This is a genomic window from Paraburkholderia hiiakae, from assembly GCF_904848665.1.
GTDB lineage: Bacteria > Pseudomonadota > Gammaproteobacteria > Burkholderiales > Burkholderiaceae > Paraburkholderia > Paraburkholderia hiiakae.
The window spans coordinates 75,616-91,869 of record NZ_CAJHCQ010000015.1 but is presented as its reverse complement, the minus strand read 5'-3'; the positions used below and the strand labels follow the sequence as shown (position 1 = coordinate 91,869).

The window sequence follows — 16,254 nt, the reverse complement described above, 5'->3', positions numbered from 1 at the left end:
GGCGGTGCAGTGGTGACACCCACGCGCCGCCCTTCGTTTCAGGACAACACATGGCACACGTACCTCAGATCAAAATCCCCGCCACCTATATCCGCGGCGGCACCAGCAAAGGCGTGTTCTTCCGCCTTCAGGATCTGCCCGCTTCGGCGCAGCAGCCAGGCGTTGCGCGCGACAAGCTGCTCATGCGCGTGATCGGCAGCCCCGACCCGTACGGCAAGCAGATCGACGGCATGGGCGGCGCCACCTCCAGCACCAGCAAGACCGTGATCCTGGCGAAGAGCAGCAAGCCCGACCACGACGTGGACTACCTGTTCGGCCAGGTCGCCATCGACAAGGCCTTTGTGGACTGGAGCGGCAACTGCGGCAATCTCTCTGCCGCCGTGGGCCCGTTCGCGATCAGCGGAGGCCTCGTCGACCCGAGCCGCGTGCCCGATAACGGCGTTGCGACCGTGCGTATCTGGCAGGCCAACATCGGCAAGACGATCATCGCGCACGTGCCGATGACGAACGGCCACGTGCAGGAAACGGGCGACTTCGAACTGGACGGCGTGACCTTCCCGGCCGCCGAAGTGCAGCTCGAATTCCTCGACCCGGCCGCCGACGAAGAAGGCGCGGGCGGCTCGATGTTCCCCACCGGCAACCTCGTGGACGACCTCGAAGTGCCGGGCGTCGGCACGCTCAAGGCGACCATGATCAACGCGGGCATTCCGACGATTTTCGTGAACGCGGAGGCCATCGGCTACACGGGCACGGAATTGCAGGATGCGATCAACGGCGACGCCGTGGCGCTCGAGAAGTTCGAGACGATCCGCGCGCACGGCGCGCTGCGCATGGGCCTCATCAAGAACCTCGACGAGATCGCCATGCGCCAGCACACGCCGAAAATCGCCTTCGTGGCGAAGCCCACGGGCTACACGGCGTCGAGCGGCAAGCGTGTGGAAGCCGGCGACGTCGATCTGCTGGTGCGCGCCATGTCGATGGGCAAGCTGCACCACGCCATGATGGGCACGGCAGCCGTGGCGATCGGCACGGCTGCGGCCATCCCGGGCACGCTGGTGAATCTCGCCGCGGGCGGCGGCGAACGCAGCGCGGTGCGCTTCGGGCATCCGTCGGGCACGCTGCGCGTGGGCGCCGAAGCGCGCCAGGAGAACGGCGAATGGACGGTCACGAAGGCCATCATGAGCCGCAGCGCGCGCGTGCTGATGGAAGGATCGGTGCGGGTGCCGGGAGACGCGTTTTAAGGAACGGTTTTAAGAAGTGCGCTGTTTGCGGTGATTAAAAAACCGCCCTGACGCTGCGATGCGTCAGGGCGGTTTTGCTTTTGCGCAGTGTTTTTCTAACTAAACGACAGGACCGGCCTTGGAAACATCAAAATCAGCATCATCTGATGCTACATTCTGTGCCTATACATTGAGAGGCAACTGCCATGCGCACCACCATCGCTCTCGACGACGACTTGATCGCCAAAGCCCAAGCCTATACCGGTCTGGAAGAAAAGACGGCGCTCGTGCGCGAAGCCCTCAAAGCCCTCATCCAACGCGAGGCTGCGAGACGGCTTGCGAACCTTGGCGGCAGTCAGCCCGGCATCGTGGCCGCGCCGCGCCGCCGGACGGATGCCGAATGATTCTGGTCGACACCTCGATCTGGATCGATCATTTCAACGCCGCCGATCCCCTCTTGATGGGCCTGCTCGCAGAGGAGCGCGTGCTCGCGCACGCTTATGTGGTCGGAGAAATCTCGCTGGGCAGCCTGCGCGAGCGTGATGTCGTCCTCGGCGCGCTGCGCGACTTGCCAGCCGTACCCATCGCCACGCCGGAGGAGACGTTCTATCTGATCGAGCAGGCGAAGCTGTCCAATCGCGGCATCGGCTACGTCGATACGAGTCTGCTTGCGTCGGCCCGCCTGCAACCGGGCGTCACGATCTGGACACGCGACAAGCGGCTTGGAAAGGTTGCCGGCGAACTCGGTCTCGCCGCGCAGATCGGACGGTAGAAACGCGACGCCCGGCGCCGCATTCAGCCCTGCGGCGACGACGGCAAATACGGCATCGGATCCACGGGCTTCCCGTCGCGTCGCACCTCGAACAGCACCGCCACGCGGTCGTTGTTCTCGCTACCCATCTCGGCAATTTGTTGGCCTTGGTGCACCGTGTCGCCGGTCTTCACGAGCAGACGGCGGTTGTGCGAATAGGCCGTGAGGAAGTCCTTGTTGTGCTGGACGATGATCAAGCTGCCGTACTCGTTCAGGCCCGTGCCCGCGTACATGACCTTGCCGTCGGCGGCGGCGATCACCGGGTCGCCGGCCTTGCCCGCAATCTCGATGCCGCGCGTCGAGCCCGCCGCGAACGGCTCGACCACGCGGCCATGCGCCGGCCACACGAGCGCGACGCTGTTCGCATGGCGCGCCACTTCGGCGGCAACCTGGCGGCTTGCGGCTGAGTTCGCGGTGGAATTCGCCGCTGCGCCGCCAGCCTGCGGCGCGGCCACCTGAACGGTGATCGTCAGCTTCGAAACCAGCTTGATCGACTGACCCGCGCGTAAATGACCGTTCGGCTTCAGGTGGTTCCAGGCGGTCAGGTCCTTGACCGAAACACTGTGCTTTTGCGCAATGCGCGCAAGCGTGTCGCCGCGGCGCACGCGCACGTACGTCGTTTTCGTGACGACGCGCGTCACGGGCGCACTCGCCGCCTGTTGCGCGCCGCTGGCGTCGGCGCCCGTTGCATCCGAAGCCGGGGTCGCCGTTGCCGCCGTGTCGGGTTGCGGCTGTTGTTGCGGTTGCTGCGGGTTCATGTTGGCACAGCCGCCCAACAGGGCCGCCAGTCCCAACGCGGCCCAGAACCCTATGAGACCGTTGGTGCGCTGACCGGTACGATCGTCTTCGAACATTGCTCTCTCCTGCGGCATCTGCCGCCGTGCGATGCAGCGAGTGGAGCCTGGGACGGTCTGCCGCGTGTGCCGCGCTCCCGCCCTCCTGGCGCTCCGGCTCGCCTGCGCCGATCCGCTTCGATCTGTGTCTAAATCGACTGCATCCCGAGCGATAAATATTCAACGCACGCCATCGCTGTAATAACGAACGAGCGTGCCATCTCAAAATCGATCCGGCATTGTAAAGCGCAACTCCTCTGAATCAGCCCAGGGAGAACACTTTGAAACAACTGTTAAATACACGAATTGTCGCCCCGCGATCCATTACCAAAGGGCCAGAAGGAAGCGCCCAAACCCGCCTCGGCGCGGCGTTTGCCGCATCAGCACGGTCGTGCCCCTTCCCCTGCCTTATCGGCACATGCCCCGGAAACTTGAACGGCGCACTGGCGGCGCTAACTGAAAGGTATTTGAAATTACGGTAGTATCCGCGTAGTTAGCGTAAACCCCGGTTTCACGGGAACCCTTGCGTATTCTTCAGGTCTTTTCCTGCGCTTGTCGTGCAACCACCCTGGTGGCTGCTTCACGGTTCCTGGCGCTTGACGCCCCGCGAACCTCGCCCGAATTCCTGAATTCCTGATTTTTCCGGGTAGGTACTTCCAGCATCTGCCCGCCCGGCCCGTCTGCATCGTCGGCTGCCTCGTGCGCCCCATGCCGGCCCGGCCTGCTGCCCCAACATGTCAAAGTCATCCAACCGTCTAGTCGAACTCGATTTCTTCCGCGGCCTCGTCCTGCTCATCATCGTCGTCGATCACATCGGCGGCAGCATCGTCTCGCGCGTCACGCTGCACGCCTACGCACTGTGCGACGCCGCCGAGGTGTTCGTCTTCCTCGGCGGCTTCGCCACAGCCACTGCGTGGGCCACGCTCTGCGCGCGTCGCACTGAAGCCGCGGCGCGGCAGCGCTTCATCAAGCGTGCATTCGAGATCTACCGCGCGTTCGTCGTGACGGCGCTGTTGATGCTGCTCGTCACCGCGATTCTCGTAGCGTGCAACGTGGATGCGCCCAACCTCGCCACCACCGATCTCGACGATCTCACGCTCGCGCCTGCCGCTGCATTGCGCGACATCGTGCTGCTGCGCCGCCAGCCCTATCTGGCCGGCGTGCTGCCGATGTATGCGTGCTTCGCCCTCGCCGCACCGCTCGCGCTGCCGCTCGCGCGCACGCGGCCGTGGCTGCTGCTCGCCGTGAGCCTCTTGCTCTGGGGCGCCGCTGCGCACCTGGCGCCGTGGTTGCCGCACGTCGAAGACGTGCAATGGGACTTCAACCCGTTCGGCTGGCAGCTGATGTTCGTGCTCGGCGTGATCGCGCAGGCGCAACCGGTGTTCCAGCGGGTCAGCACACACCGTTTCGGCGCGCTCGTGACGCTCGCCGCACTTGCCGTCGTGGCGGGCGCCGCGATCTATCGCCTGCAGCTCGGCAACGTCGCGCTCGACGGCGACTTCAAGCGCAATCTCGCGTGGTTTCGCGCGCTCAACTTCCTTGGCATCGCGTGGCTCACGGCGCATGTCATCCGGCTCGGCTGGGCGAAGCGCGTGGCGCATGCGCTGCCTTGGGTGGGCCTGGTCGGCCGCAAGGGGATGCTCTCGTTCGTGGCCGGCGCCGTCATTTCACTCACGGTCGATTCGCTGCTCTACTGGTACACCGATGGCTATCTGAACGTGCCGCTCGGCCTGTGCGCCGACGCCGTCGCGATCACCGCGCTGCTGCTCGTCGCGCGTGCGTCCGACCCGCTCAAGCGTCTGCTGCCTTCGCGCGCCAAAGCTTCCGCCTGACACGACGCCGTTCGCAGCCAGTGAACTGCGCGCCCGGCTCGCCGATCACGGCTTCCGGCGCGCACGAGCGGCTGTTAGCATGATGACCCCGCGCCGCCGGCGCGCCACCGTCCTCGATGTCCCTGCCATGCGCAGACTCCTTCGCACCGCGCTGCTCTCGCTCGCACTCTCATGCGCGGCATTCGTCACGCTGGCGGCGCCGGCTGCGGCGAGTACGATCGCTGTCCGCACGTTCCACTCGGCGGCGCTCAACCGCGAGTGGCCCTATGTGGTGTACCTGCCGAACGGCTATCGCGCCGATGAGCGCCGCTACCCGGTGCTCTATCTCCTGCATGGCAACAACGGCGAGCCCATGGACTGGGTCACGCAAGGCCAGCTCCAGACCACCGCAGACACGCTGATCGCCCGCCACGAGATCCCGCCCGTGGTGATCGTGATGCCGCAGGGCGGCACCGAGTGGTACGTCGATCGCAAGGAAAAGATGGAGACGGCGTTCTTCCAGGACCTGCTGCCCGAGATCGAGTCGCACTTCGCGGTGGACGACGCGCGCGATGGGCGCGCGATCGGCGGTGTGTCGATGGGCGGGTTCGGCGCGCTGCGCTACACGCTGGAGCACCCCGACATGTTCTGCGGCACGCTGCTGCTTTCGCCGGCGGTCTACGCAGGCGACCCGCCGCCCAGCTCGGCGGCGCGTCACGTGGGCGTGTTCGGCGATCATCAGTTCGACGCGCAGATCTGGCGCACGCTCAACTATCCGGCGCTCTGGAAGCCGTATTTCGCGCGGCCCTGGCGCGTGCCGTTCTTCATCGCCGCCGGCGACGACGACCTCGTGATCCAGGCCGAGTCGTCGCTGCTCTACACGCGGCTGCGCGAGGCGGGCAATACGGCGGCGCTGCGCATCGTGGACGGCGGCCACGTATGGCCGGTGTGGCGCGAACTGCTGCCGGCCGCGCTCAAGTACACGCTGGCCTGCTTCCGCTGAGCGAGGCGCGCGGGGCGCCTCGTGGCGAGGCGAGTATCACTCCGCCCAATTCACCCAAAGCACCATCAGCACGGTCATGAGCGCCGGGCCGATGAAGATGCCGATCAGGCCGAAGGTCGTCGCCCCGCCCAGAATGCCGAACAGCACGAGCAGAAACGGCAGGCGCGTGGAATTGCCGATCAGCACGGGCCGCACGAAATGCTCAGCGACGAACACCACCACGAATCCCCAGACCGCGAGCGCGGCAGCGGCGATCAACGAACCCTGAATGACGAGCCACAGCGCCGCGCCGCAGAACACGATGGGCGCGCAAAACGGCAGCATGGCCGCGATGGCGGTCACGGTGGCGAGCAGCGCCGCATGGGGCACGCCTGTCGCGATATAAGCGGCGCCCAGCAGCACGCCCTCGCCGAGGCCCACGACCACGAGCCCCGTGACCGTGGCGCGCACGGCGGCAGCCATGCGCTGCAGGAGCTGCGCGCCATCGGGACCGAAGGCGCGGCGCGCACCGCGCATCATCGTGGCTGAAAGACGCGGGCCCGCCCGGAACATCACGAACAGCGTGACGAGCATGAAGCCGAACGTCATCGTGGCGTGGGCGGCGCGCGCACCGAAGTGGCGGCCGAACGAGGCAATCGTGTCGCCGTGCAGGCTCTTCATGGCCGGAGAAGCCTTGAGCGGCTGGGTGAGATTGGCCTGCCACCAGTCGCTCACCTGGCGGTTGCCCACCGGCAGATGCGACACGAAGTCGGGCACCGGGACGCCGTTCTCCTGGGCGTCGCGCAGCCAGAGGTACAGCTCGTGAGCCTCGCCACCGGCCTGAATGGCGGTGATGGCGATCGGCAGGAGCACGAGAAGGCCGATCGCGGCCGTGAGCAGCGTGGCGATCAATGTCATGCGGCCCTTGAACCAGGCGCGGTGCTCGATCGCCTGATAGGTGGGCCACAGCACGATGGCGAAGACGCTCGCCCAGGCCACGGCGGGCAGGAACTCGCGCACGATCCACAGCGCCAGCAGCACGAGCGTGGCGTACAGCACCGCGGAGGCGGCGCGCTGGATTTTCTGCTCGTTTGCGGAGTTCGGAGCAGGCGGACGATGAATCATGTAACCTCGTGAAAATTCAAAAACAAGTGCTCGGGTTTCGTGGCGGCGCACACGCAATGCAGCAAGTCAACGCAGTGCAGCAAGTCAATCAAACCGGCCGGTCTTTCCTCAGATTCACATCCGTCCCAGCCGTTCCGTCCCCACCCTGGAACGCCCTCCAGGCGCCCGTTTTCGAGCCACTCGATGTCGCGTTACGTACAACAGTGCGTTGCACAAATTCGAGATGTCGACCCTAATCAGCCGCAAACCCCCATTCCTTCGTTAATCGCAACGTGTCGCAGGGCAATTGTTGCTGATAATGGAATGGTGTTTCAACGGCGACAGAATGGCACTTGTTCGCGCGCAGGACTACATTCGCGGCACCACACTTACGGAGCCGACAATGAAGAAAAAAGCGTGCCTCTCGCTTGACGGAGCCAACGGTGAGCGTATCGAGATACTCGAGCAGACGGATACGGCGCTGGTAATCCGCTGGGTCGAACCCGGGCGCTGCCATTATGGCGAACAGCGCTGGCGCCGCCGCTCGGCGCATTCCTCGGGCACCTGCGCCGTCTCGCGCCGCAAAATCCGCCGGGGCGACGCCGTGTTCAAACCGGCCGAACGCCCCGCCCCGCTCAATGCCTCCGTCATGATCGCAGCCGAAGTGTTCGGCGACCTCATCGGCGCGGAACTGAAGTAAGCGCAGCGACGTCGCCTGAACGCCCTCAACGAGGCGCGAGCGAAATAGCCCGCGCGGCATGGCGCGGCGCAAAGGCCGCCGATGCCGCACACAACGCCGCCACCCGCGCGAGCACATCGGCGTCGAAGGCCGCTGCGCGCGGGCCCGAGCGGTCCACATGCAGGAGCAATTGCTCGCTCGCCGAGACGGGCAAGGCCCCCGCAGCGTGAGTATCGCCCGCGAACATCTCCAGATACAGGCGCACGCGTTTCGCGTCGTGCTCGATCACCCGGACGTCGACGCGCACCTGTGCGCCCTCCTTGATCTCGCGGAGATAGTTCAGGTGCGCTTCCAGCGTGTACATCGACCGCCCGCGCGCCTCTCGCACGGCGGCATCGAGCCCGATGGCGTCGAGCAGCGCGTCGGTCGCGTAGCTGTAGATCAGCATGTAGAACGCGTCGCGCAGGTGGCCGTTGTAATCGACCCACTCCGCGCGCACCGTGTCGCGGTAGACCACGAGCGCCGCTTCGTTCGTCATCCAGTCTCCTTTCCCGTCTCCACATTCTGTGCTCGCGTGCAGCCGGGAGCAGTGTAACCGCAGACCCGCCCTCGCCGCCGCGACACCGGCATGCTCCGGCGCCGCCGCATGCGCGCTCGCGTCGCCGTGCACGCCGGGCGCCGCTGGGGTAAGGTTGAACGGTCGCGGCACAGCCGCTGCGCTGCACACCCCGTTCCAACGCCCTTCAACCGACGCCGCCCGCGCGGCGCTTCGCGAGGCCCGGCCATGGCAGAAAACACGCCCCCGCTCCCGTTTCCCCCGCAGCGGTTCTCGCTCGACGTGATGCTCGAAAAGTACGCCAAAGGTGACGAGCAAACCGCCGACGACATCTACCACCGCGTCGCGCGCGGCGTCGCGCAGGTCGAGCCGCCCGCGCTGCGCGCCGAGGTCGAGGCGCGTTTCGTCGACAACCTGCGCAACGGCGCGCTCGGCGCGGGGCGGATCATGAGCGCGGCGGGCGCCGGCATCGAAGCCACGTTGATCAACTGCTTCGTTCAGCCGGTGGGCGACAGCATCCAGGGCGTGGACGACGAGGGCCGCCCCGGCATCTACGTCGCGCTGCTGCAGGCCGCCGAAACCATGCGGCGCGGCGGAGGCGTGGGCTACAACTTTTCGTCGATCCGCCCGCGCGGCGCGCACGTGAAGTCGACGGGATCGAGCGCATCGGGCCCGTGCAGCTATATCGACGTGTTCGACGCCTCGTGCCGCACCGTGGAAAGTGCGGGCTCGCGGCGCGGCGCGCAGATGGCCGTGCTCGACTGCGATCACCCCGATCTGCCGGAATTCATCGAGGCCAAGCACTCGAAGGGGCGCTGGAACAACTTCAATGTCTCGGTCGCGGTGACCGACGAATTCATGCGCGCCGTGGAAAACGACGCGCCCTGGCAGCTCGTGCATCGCGCCGAGCCCTCGCCCGCGCTACGCGCTTCGGGCGACCTGCAGCGCCGCGACGACGGCCTGTGGGTCTACGCCGAAACGCGCGCCCGCGCGCTGTGGGACGCGATCATGCGCTCGACCTACGACGTGGCTGAGCCAGGCGTGGTGTTCATTTCGCGCATGAACGAGGACAACAATCTGCGCGCGCTCGAAAGCATCCGCGCGACCAACCCATGCGGCGAGCAGCCGCTGCCCGCCTATGGTTGCTGCAACCTCGGACCGCTCGACCTGACGCGCTTCGTGACCGAACCGTTCGCGCAACTGCGTGGAGGCAAGGCAGATTTCGACTGGGATCAGCTCGCCGAACGCACACGCATCCAGGTGCGCTTTCTGGACGACGTGCTCGACGCCACGCTCTGGCCGCTGACCGAGCAGCAGGCTGAAGCGGCGGCCAAGCGGCGTATCGGCGTGGGCTTTACGGGACTCGGCGACACGCTCGTGATGCTCGGCATCCGCTACAACTCGCCCGAAGGGTGCGCATTCGGCGCGCGCGTGGGACGCACGATGCGCGACGCCGCCTATCGCGCATCGGTCGAACTCGCGCAAGAGCGCGGCGCGTTCCCGCTTTTCGACGCGAATACGTACCTCGAAGCAGGCACCTTCGCCTCACGCCTGCCCGACGACCTCAAGGCCGAGATCCGCACCCACGGCATCCGCAACAGCCATCTGCTTTCCATCGCGCCCACGGGCACGGTGAGCCTCGCATTCGCCGACAATGTCTCGAACGGCATCGAGCCTGCGTTCTCGTGGACCTACCAGCGCACGCGCCGCATGGCCGACGGCAGCCGCGAAACGTTCAACGTCGAAGACCACGCGTGGCGCGTGTATCGCGAACTGGGCGGCGACGTGAACAGCCTGCCCGCGTATTTCGTGAGCGCGCTGGAAATGAGCGCGCAGGAACACGTGGCGATGATGGCGGCGGTGCAGCCGTATGTCGATACATCGATCTCCAAGACCGTCAACGTCCCCGCCGACTATCCGTTCGAAGACTTCGAGAACCTCTATCTCGACGCATGGCGGCGCGGCCTCAAGGGACTCGCCACGTACCGGCCCAACGAAACGCTTGGCGCAGTGCTGCAAACGCTGCCGCCCGAAGCCGCGGCAACCGCCGACGACGCGCTCGGCGACGCGATGCTGGACCCGCTGCGGGTCGCGATCGATCATCGGCCCAAGGGCGAGTTGCCCGCCGTGATCGAGAAAATCGAGTACATCACGCAGACGGGCAAGGTGTCGCTCTACGTCGCGGTGTCCTTCCTCGAAGTGACCGGCCAGGTGGGCGGCGAAGCGGTGACGATCGAGCGGCCTATCGAATTCTTTATCCCCGTGGGCCAGCGCGACGAGCAACAGCAATGGATCACCGCGACCATGCGTTCGCTCTCGCTCGCGGCGCGTGGCGGCTTCGTCGCGCGCAACCTGCAGGACTTGCGCAAGGTCTCGTGGGATCGCGGCCAGGTGCGCTATGGCGAGACGCAACGCCTCGACGGGCGGCGCATTCCGCTGTGGCACGACTCCGAGGTCGCGGCCATCGCCTACGCGATCCAGCAAATCCTGCACCGGCGCGGCTTTCTCGATGCCGAGGACCGGCAAGTTCCATCACGGCTGCTCGCGCAGCGGCGCGACGGTGCGCTCGCCACGCAATTCACCGGCAACGCGCGGGCCGGCGCGGAGCAGCCCGGCGACCAGGTGCTGGCTGGCGACAACGCGCTGCCCGCCGATACGCAGCACGCGTTTGCCCATGCGATGCTCGGCCGCAAGTGCGGTTCGTGCGGCGCGAATGCGGTGATCCGCAAAGATGGGTGTGACTTCTGCACGGCGTGCGGAGAGATCGGGACTTGCGGTTGAGGTCTCGCGTTCAAGCCCGGGGCGGCGTGGCGGCCGCCCTGTTTTCTTTGCGCCCCCCAAGATAGTGCGCAAATCCCTGCGCCAGCGCATTCGCTTCCCCACTGCGCACGAGCCTTAACACCTGCGATTCATAAGGATTGCTAGCCAACGGCCGGAACACCACGCGCCCGCCGCCGGTCGCCCCGAGCGCGGCGGGTACGAGCGCGACGCCCATGCCGAACTCCACCATCGTAACGACGGTTTGCCAGAGCCGCGCTTCGTGGCGAATCTGCGGGCTGAAACCGGCCTCCACGCAGGTCGCGATAATCTGGTCGTGATAATGCGGCGACACCGAGCGCGGAAACAGGATGAACGGCTCGCGCGCGAGCGTGCCAAGTTCGATACGCCGCCTGCGCGCAAGCCTATGCCCTTCCGGCAGGCAGCAAAGAAATGGCTCGGAAAACAGCACCTCCGTTTGCACCTCGGCCGGAAAGCGCCCCCAGTGCGCGAAGCCCAAATCGATCTGCAGGCGTTGCAGCGCCTGCACCTGCTCGGCCGTGTTCATCTCGCGCAGCACCACTTCCACGGCGGGATGATCGGCCTCGAAACGCCGCACCGCTTCCGGCAGCCCGCGATAAAGCATCGAATTGACGAAGCCGATGCGCAGCCGCCCCGCCAGCCCGTGCGCGGAGCGCGCCGCGATGCGCCGCACTTCGTCGGCCTGCTCCAGCAGCCGCCGCGCCTCCTCGAGCAGCACGTTGCCCGCGTTGGTCAGCGCCACGGCCTTGTTGGTGCGTTCGAGCAGTTGCACGCCTAGCTGCTCCTCGAACTTGCGGATGTCGAAGCTCAGCGCCGGCTGCGAGATGAAGAGCCGGCGCGCCGCGCGCCCGAAATGCAGTTCTTCCGCGACGGCCACGAAATAGCGCAGTTGCTTGAGTTCCATCGCGGGCTCCTTCGGCGTTTCATCGATAGATAGCGCTTATCGTACAGGACATCGGTTGTATTGGACCGTTATCGAAGCCGCGCCTAAGCTAGGCCGAATCGCATAGCAAAACAGCACGGAGACAGCACACGATGAGCGATCGCCCCGCCTTCGCCGCCCAGGCGCGCCCCGCCCACGCGGCCACCCCGGCCAGCGGCTCGGCCAACATTCCCGATAGCCGCGGCATCAACTTCTACACGAGCGACCCCGGCTTCGCGCCCCTTTTGCGCAGCTATCTCGGCAGCAACGCATTCGGCGCGATCGAAGCGCAGCTAGCCGCGCTCGGCCAGCGCGCCTCCGACGAACTCGACGCGCTCGCGCTAGTCGCCGACAAGCACCCGCCCACGCTCGAACAGCGCACGCGCAGCGGCGAAGCGATCCAGCGCATCGACAAGCATCCCGACTATGTCGCGCTCGAACGCGTTGCCTACGCGGAGCTTGGTCTCGCGGCCATGAGCCATCGCGAGAACGCGCCCGCGCCGCTCATCAAATATGCGCTCACCTATTTGTTCGTGCAGGCCGAGTTCGGCCTGTGCTGCCCCGTGAGCATGACCGACTCGCTCACGCGCACGCTGCGCCGCTTCGGTTCGAACGAACTCATTGCGCGCTATTTGCCGATGCTCGCCTCGCAGGACTTCGACACACTCTACCAGGGCGCGATGTTCATGACCGAGCAGGCAGCGGGCTCGGACGTGGCGCGCATCGCCACACGCGCCACGCATGAGCGAAGCGCAAATGGCGAGGACGTATGGCGTCTTTACGGTGACAAGTGGTTCTGCTCGAACGCCGACGCCGATCTCGCGATGGTGCTCGCGCGCCCCGACGATGCGCCGCCAGGCATCAAGGGCCTCGCCTTATTCCTCTTGCCGAAAACGCTCCCCGACGGCACGCGCAACGCCTATCGCATCGTGCGCCTGAAGGACAAGCTAGGTAGCCGCTCGATGGCGAGCGGCGAGATCGTGCTGGAAGGCGCGCAAGCGTACCTGATCGGCGAGGTGGGCCGCGGCTTTCATCAGATGGCGGACATGATCAACATGTCGCGACTGTCGAACGGCGTGCGCGCCGCGGGCCTCATGCGCCGCGCCGTGACCGAGGCGTTGCATGTGGCGCGCAACCGCGAGGCGTTCGGCCGCAAGCTCATCGACATGCCGCTCATGCAGCGCCAACTGCTCAAGATGATGCTGCCCGCCGAACAGGCGCGCTCCATGTTCATGCGCATCGCCACCTTGCTCACGCACGCCGACAAAGGCGACGAACTCGCGGCGAAATGCGTGCGCATTCTCACGCCGCTCATCAAGTTCCGCGCCTGCCGCGACGCGCGCCGCGTCACCGGCGACGCCATGGAAGTGCGCGGCGGCGTGGGCTATATCGAAGAATGGAGCGACCCGCGCCTCGTGCGCGATGCGCATCTCGGCTCGATCTGGGAAGGCACGAGCAATATCGTCGCGCTCGATGTGGCGCGTGCGGCGAAGCGCGAAGGCGCGCTCGAAGCGCTGACGCAGCACGTGCATGCGGAGCTTGCCGAAAGTGGCCTGCCCGAATCAAGTGCAGCGCTCCTGCGCGACGTGTTCGACCGTGCGGGCGTGGCGCTCGTGAGCGTAGCCGAATGCGGCCGCGACGAATCGGTGCGCCAGGCCGCGAGTGCGCTCTATCACGCCACGACGGCAGCCATCATGGCCTGTGAAGCTGCGCAGATTTCACTCGCCACGCCTGATTACCGACGCCTCGCGCTCGCGCATTTGCTCGTGCGCCACAAGCTGCTGCCGCGCGACCCGCTCGCGCTCGACGAACGCGACGAAAGCGCCGCCACGCTGCGCGCGCTCGTGGACGAACGATCGCTGACGCTCGATCAAGCCATGCAACTGATCCCGGCACACTGAGACGACACACGATGAACACAAAAAAGGATGCCGAATCAATCACGGTGAACGGCGCGCTGCATGGCCTGCGCGTGATCGATCTGAGCCGCGTGCTGGGCGGTCCGTACTGCACCCAGGCGCTCGCCGACCACGGCGCCGAAGTCATCAAGCTCGAACCGCCCGATGGCGACGAAACGCGCGGCTGGGGTCCGCCCTTCGTCGGCGATACGGCGTCTTACTACGTGGGCGTGAACCGCAACAAGCAGGGCATAGCCGTCGATCTCTCGCGCGAAGAAGGCCGCGCGATTCTCTGGCAGCTGCTCGAAGGCGCGGACGTGCTGGTCGAAAACTTCAAGCCGGGCACGCTCGCGCGCTGGGGCATGGACTACGAGCGCGATCTGCGCCCGCGCTTTCCTCGCTTGATTCATTGCGCGATTTCGGGCTTCGGCCCGGACGGCCCGCTCGGCGGCCTGCCAGGCTACGACGCCGTGATTCAGGCGATGGCGGGCCTCATGAGCGTCAACGGCGAGCACGACGGCCCCGCGCTGCGTATCGGCCTGCCGATCGTGGACATGGTCACGGGCCTGAACGCGCTCGCGGGCATTCTGCTCGCGCTTGCCGAGCGTGAAAGGAGCGGCCTCGGACAATCGGTGGATATCGCGCTTTACGATTGCGGCGTGTCGCTCCTGCATCCGCATCTGCCGAACTATTTCGGCAATGGCCGCTCGCCGCAGCGCAGCGGCAATGCGCACCCGAACATCGCGCCCTACGACAGCTATGCCACGGGCAGCGCGCCCATCTTCCTCGCGGTGGGCAACGACCGCCAGTTCGCGAAGCTCTGCGCGCACCTGGGCGTGCCCGAACTCGCAGTCGACCCGCGTTTCGCCGACAACCGCAGCCGCTGCGCGCACCGGCCCGAACTCAAGGCCGCGCTCGAAGCGCGGCTTGCAGCCCACGAATGCGATCCGCTCGCGCGTGCCCTGATCCGGGCCGGCGTGCCGTGCGGTCCCGTGCAGACCGTCGACGCCGTGGCCGCGCATCCGCACACGCAGCACCGCCGCATGATCGTCGAGATGGAAGGCTATCGCGGCACGGGCGCGCCCGTGAAGCTCTCGCGCACGCCGCCCACCTATCGCACGCGCCCACCCGCGCTCGGCGCCGATACGCGCTCAGTGATGGACGCGCTCGGCATCGACGCCGAGACCCAGCAACGGCTTTTCGAAGCCGGCATTGTCAAGGAGCCCGAAACGACCGTAAGCGCCTAGCGTTCGATCCAACCCCAACGGAATACAGACCGGCCCGAGCCGGCTCATCCCGATCAAGGAGACATGCATGACCCGCCCCAACGGTAAACCTGCGCGCCAGCCCGCCCGCGCCGCGCTCGCCGCCTTCGTCGGCACCACCATCGAGTGGTACGACTTTTATATCTACGCCACCGCTTCGGCGCTCATCTTCGGCAAGCTGTTCTTCCCCTCCCACGAGCCGTTTTACAGCACGCTCGCCTCTTTCGGCACCTTCGCCGTGGGCTTTTTCGCGCGCCCCTTCGGCGGGCTCGTGTTCGGGCACCTGGGCGACCGCATCGGCCGCAAGAAGGCGCTCGTCGCCACGCTGTCGATCATGGGCGTCGGCACCGTGGGCATCGGCTTTTTGCCGACCTATGCGAGCGCCGGCGCGCTCGCCCCGGCGCTGCTCGTGCTGCTGCGCGTGGCGCAGGGCATTGCGATTGGCGGCGAATGGGGCGGCGCGGTGCTCATGGCGGGCGAGCATGCGCCCAGGGAAAAGCGCACGTTTCTCGCCTCGTTTGCGCAACTCGGCAGCCCGGCCGGGTTGATTCTGGCGCTGCTGGCGTTTCGCAGCGTCGCGCGTCTCGACCACGACGCGCTCTTTTCCTGGGGCTGGCGTTTGCCATTCATCGCGAGCGCGGTGCTGCTCGTGGTGGGTCTGCTGATTCGATCGGGCGTGGGCGAATCGCCGGAATTCGAGACGATCAGGACGCAGCGCCGCACCGCCGCGATGCCGATCGTCGAAGTGCTGCGCGATTCGTGGCGCACGGTGCTGCTGTGCCTCGGCGCGAACGTGATCGGCGTGGCGGGCGCGTGGTTCGTCAACACCTTCATGCTGAACTACACGACTCAAACGCTCGGGCTCGACCGCGCCCTGATTCTCGACTGCCTGTTCGTCGTCGCGTTCATCCAGCTTTTTACGCAGCTCTTTTCCGGCTGGTTTGCGCAGCGCGTGGGCGCCGGGCGCTTCCTCGTACTGGCTGCGGCGCTGGCCATGATTTCGCCTTACCCGATGTTCGTGCTCGTTTCCACCGGCCGGCCTGTCGCGATCGTGGCTGGCATTGCGATTGCGGTCATGTGCATGTGCAGCTCGTACGCGGTGATGGCGGGTTTCATGACGAATGCGTTCCCTGTGCGCGTGCGCTACTCAGCTATTTCGGTATCCTACCAATCTTGCGCGGCGCTCGCGGGCGGTCTCACGCCGCTCGTCGGCACGCTGCTCGCACATGACTATCCGGGTCAGTGGTGGCCGCTGGCGCTGTTCTACAGCGCGCTCGCTGCCATTTCGCTCGTGTGCATCGCGGTGCTGCAGCGCAAGCAGTCTGCCGCCACGCAGAGCGATGTGGCGCTCGCGTTGCAGGACTAACGCTCTGC

General features: G+C 66.3%; 14 protein-coding genes. 10 read left to right on the top strand and 4 right to left on the bottom strand.

From position 1 onward, the window contains the following. The first annotated feature begins 50 nt into the window (after positions 1 to 50). The 3 genes from prpF to JMY28_RS25835 all read left to right on the top strand — a co-directional run bounded on the left by prpF (position 51) and on the right by JMY28_RS25835 (position 1,992). On the top strand, positions 51 to 1,241 hold the full coding sequence (prpF, locus tag JMY28_RS25845) for a 2-methylaconitate cis-trans isomerase PrpF (protein WP_201698731.1): 1,191 nt from the start codon (positions 51 to 53) through the stop codon (positions 1,239 to 1,241). A 185-nt stretch (positions 1,242 to 1,426) separates the two neighbouring features. Beyond that, positions 1,427 to 1,624, top strand: coding sequence for a type II toxin-antitoxin system VapB family antitoxin (locus tag JMY28_RS25840; RefSeq protein ID WP_110385134.1), 198 nt, complete (start codon positions 1,427 to 1,429; stop codon positions 1,622 to 1,624). Continuing rightward, complete coding sequence (locus tag JMY28_RS25835) at positions 1,621 to 1,992, top strand: type II toxin-antitoxin system VapC family toxin (RefSeq protein ID WP_201698730.1); 372 nt, start codon at positions 1,621 to 1,623, stop codon at positions 1,990 to 1,992. The genes JMY28_RS25840 and JMY28_RS25835 overlap by 4 nt, the downstream gene beginning before the upstream one ends. Before the next feature lie 23 nt (positions 1,993 to 2,015). On the opposite strand, the gene JMY28_RS25830 is transcribed toward JMY28_RS25835, so the two are convergent. Beyond that, positions 2,016 to 2,885: a peptidoglycan DD-metalloendopeptidase family protein gene (locus JMY28_RS25830; RefSeq protein WP_201698729.1), complete on the bottom strand. Its 870-nt coding sequence runs from the start codon at positions 2,883 to 2,885 to the stop codon at positions 2,016 to 2,018. A gap of 713 nt (positions 2,886 to 3,598) precedes the next feature. Between JMY28_RS25830 and JMY28_RS25825 the strand changes: the two genes are divergently transcribed. Both JMY28_RS25825 and JMY28_RS25820 read left to right on the top strand, forming a co-directional pair. Next, a complete protein-coding gene (locus JMY28_RS25825; protein ID WP_201698728.1) occupies positions 3,599 to 4,696 on the top strand; it encodes an OpgC domain-containing protein in 1,098 nt (365 codons plus the stop codon). A gap of 127 nt (positions 4,697 to 4,823) precedes the next feature. Beyond that, positions 4,824 to 5,678 carry an alpha/beta hydrolase gene (locus JMY28_RS25820; RefSeq protein ID WP_201698727.1) on the top strand — a complete coding sequence of 285 codons (855 nt, stop codon included), beginning with the start codon at positions 4,824 to 4,826 and terminating at the stop codon, positions 5,676 to 5,678. A 36-nt stretch (positions 5,679 to 5,714) separates the two neighbouring features. On the opposite strand, the gene JMY28_RS25815 is transcribed toward JMY28_RS25820, so the two are convergent. After that, positions 5,715 to 6,782 carry an AI-2E family transporter gene (locus JMY28_RS25815; protein ID WP_201698726.1) on the bottom strand — a complete coding sequence of 356 codons (1,068 nt, stop codon included), beginning with the start codon at positions 6,780 to 6,782 and terminating at the stop codon, positions 5,715 to 5,717. Between the two features lie 382 nt (positions 6,783 to 7,164). On the opposite strand from JMY28_RS25815, the gene JMY28_RS25810 reads away from it, so the two are divergent. Beyond that, positions 7,165 to 7,461 (top strand): DUF3331 domain-containing protein, encoded by a 297-nt coding sequence (locus JMY28_RS25810; protein ID WP_201698824.1) that lies wholly within the window; start codon positions 7,165 to 7,167, stop codon positions 7,459 to 7,461. Between the two features lie 25 nt (positions 7,462 to 7,486). Here the strand turns inward: JMY28_RS25810 and JMY28_RS25805 are convergent, their stop codons facing one another. After that, positions 7,487 to 7,978 (bottom strand): thioesterase family protein, encoded by a 492-nt coding sequence (locus tag JMY28_RS25805; RefSeq protein WP_201698725.1) that lies wholly within the window; start codon positions 7,976 to 7,978, stop codon positions 7,487 to 7,489. A gap of 246 nt (positions 7,979 to 8,224) precedes the next feature. Between JMY28_RS25805 and JMY28_RS25800 the strand changes: the two genes are divergently transcribed. Beyond that, positions 8,225 to 10,777 carry an adenosylcobalamin-dependent ribonucleoside-diphosphate reductase gene (locus JMY28_RS25800; RefSeq protein WP_201698724.1) on the top strand — a complete coding sequence of 851 codons (2,553 nt, stop codon included), beginning with the start codon at positions 8,225 to 8,227 and terminating at the stop codon, positions 10,775 to 10,777. A gap of 10 nt (positions 10,778 to 10,787) precedes the next feature. On the opposite strand, the gene JMY28_RS25795 is transcribed toward JMY28_RS25800, so the two are convergent. Further along, the gene (locus JMY28_RS25795; RefSeq protein WP_201698723.1) at positions 10,788 to 11,699 is read right to left on the bottom strand and encodes a LysR family transcriptional regulator; all 912 of its coding nucleotides are present in this window, start codon (positions 11,697 to 11,699) and stop codon (positions 10,788 to 10,790) included. Between the two features lie 131 nt (positions 11,700 to 11,830). On the opposite strand from JMY28_RS25795, the gene JMY28_RS25790 reads away from it, so the two are divergent. The 3 genes from JMY28_RS25790 (at position 11,831) to JMY28_RS25780 (ending at position 16,246) form a co-directional block, all read left to right on the top strand. Then, positions 11,831 to 13,618, top strand: coding sequence for an acyl-CoA dehydrogenase family protein (locus JMY28_RS25790; protein ID WP_201698722.1), 1,788 nt, complete (start codon positions 11,831 to 11,833; stop codon positions 13,616 to 13,618). Between the two features lie 11 nt (positions 13,619 to 13,629). After that, on the top strand, positions 13,630 to 14,862 hold the full coding sequence (locus JMY28_RS25785) for a CaiB/BaiF CoA transferase family protein (protein WP_201698721.1): 1,233 nt from the start codon (positions 13,630 to 13,632) through the stop codon (positions 14,860 to 14,862). Positions 14,863 to 14,929: 67 nt separating this feature from the next. Next, positions 14,930 to 16,246 (top strand): MFS transporter, encoded by a 1,317-nt coding sequence (locus tag JMY28_RS25780; protein WP_201698720.1) that lies wholly within the window; start codon positions 14,930 to 14,932, stop codon positions 16,244 to 16,246. Positions 16,247 to 16,254 lie beyond the last annotated feature (8 nt).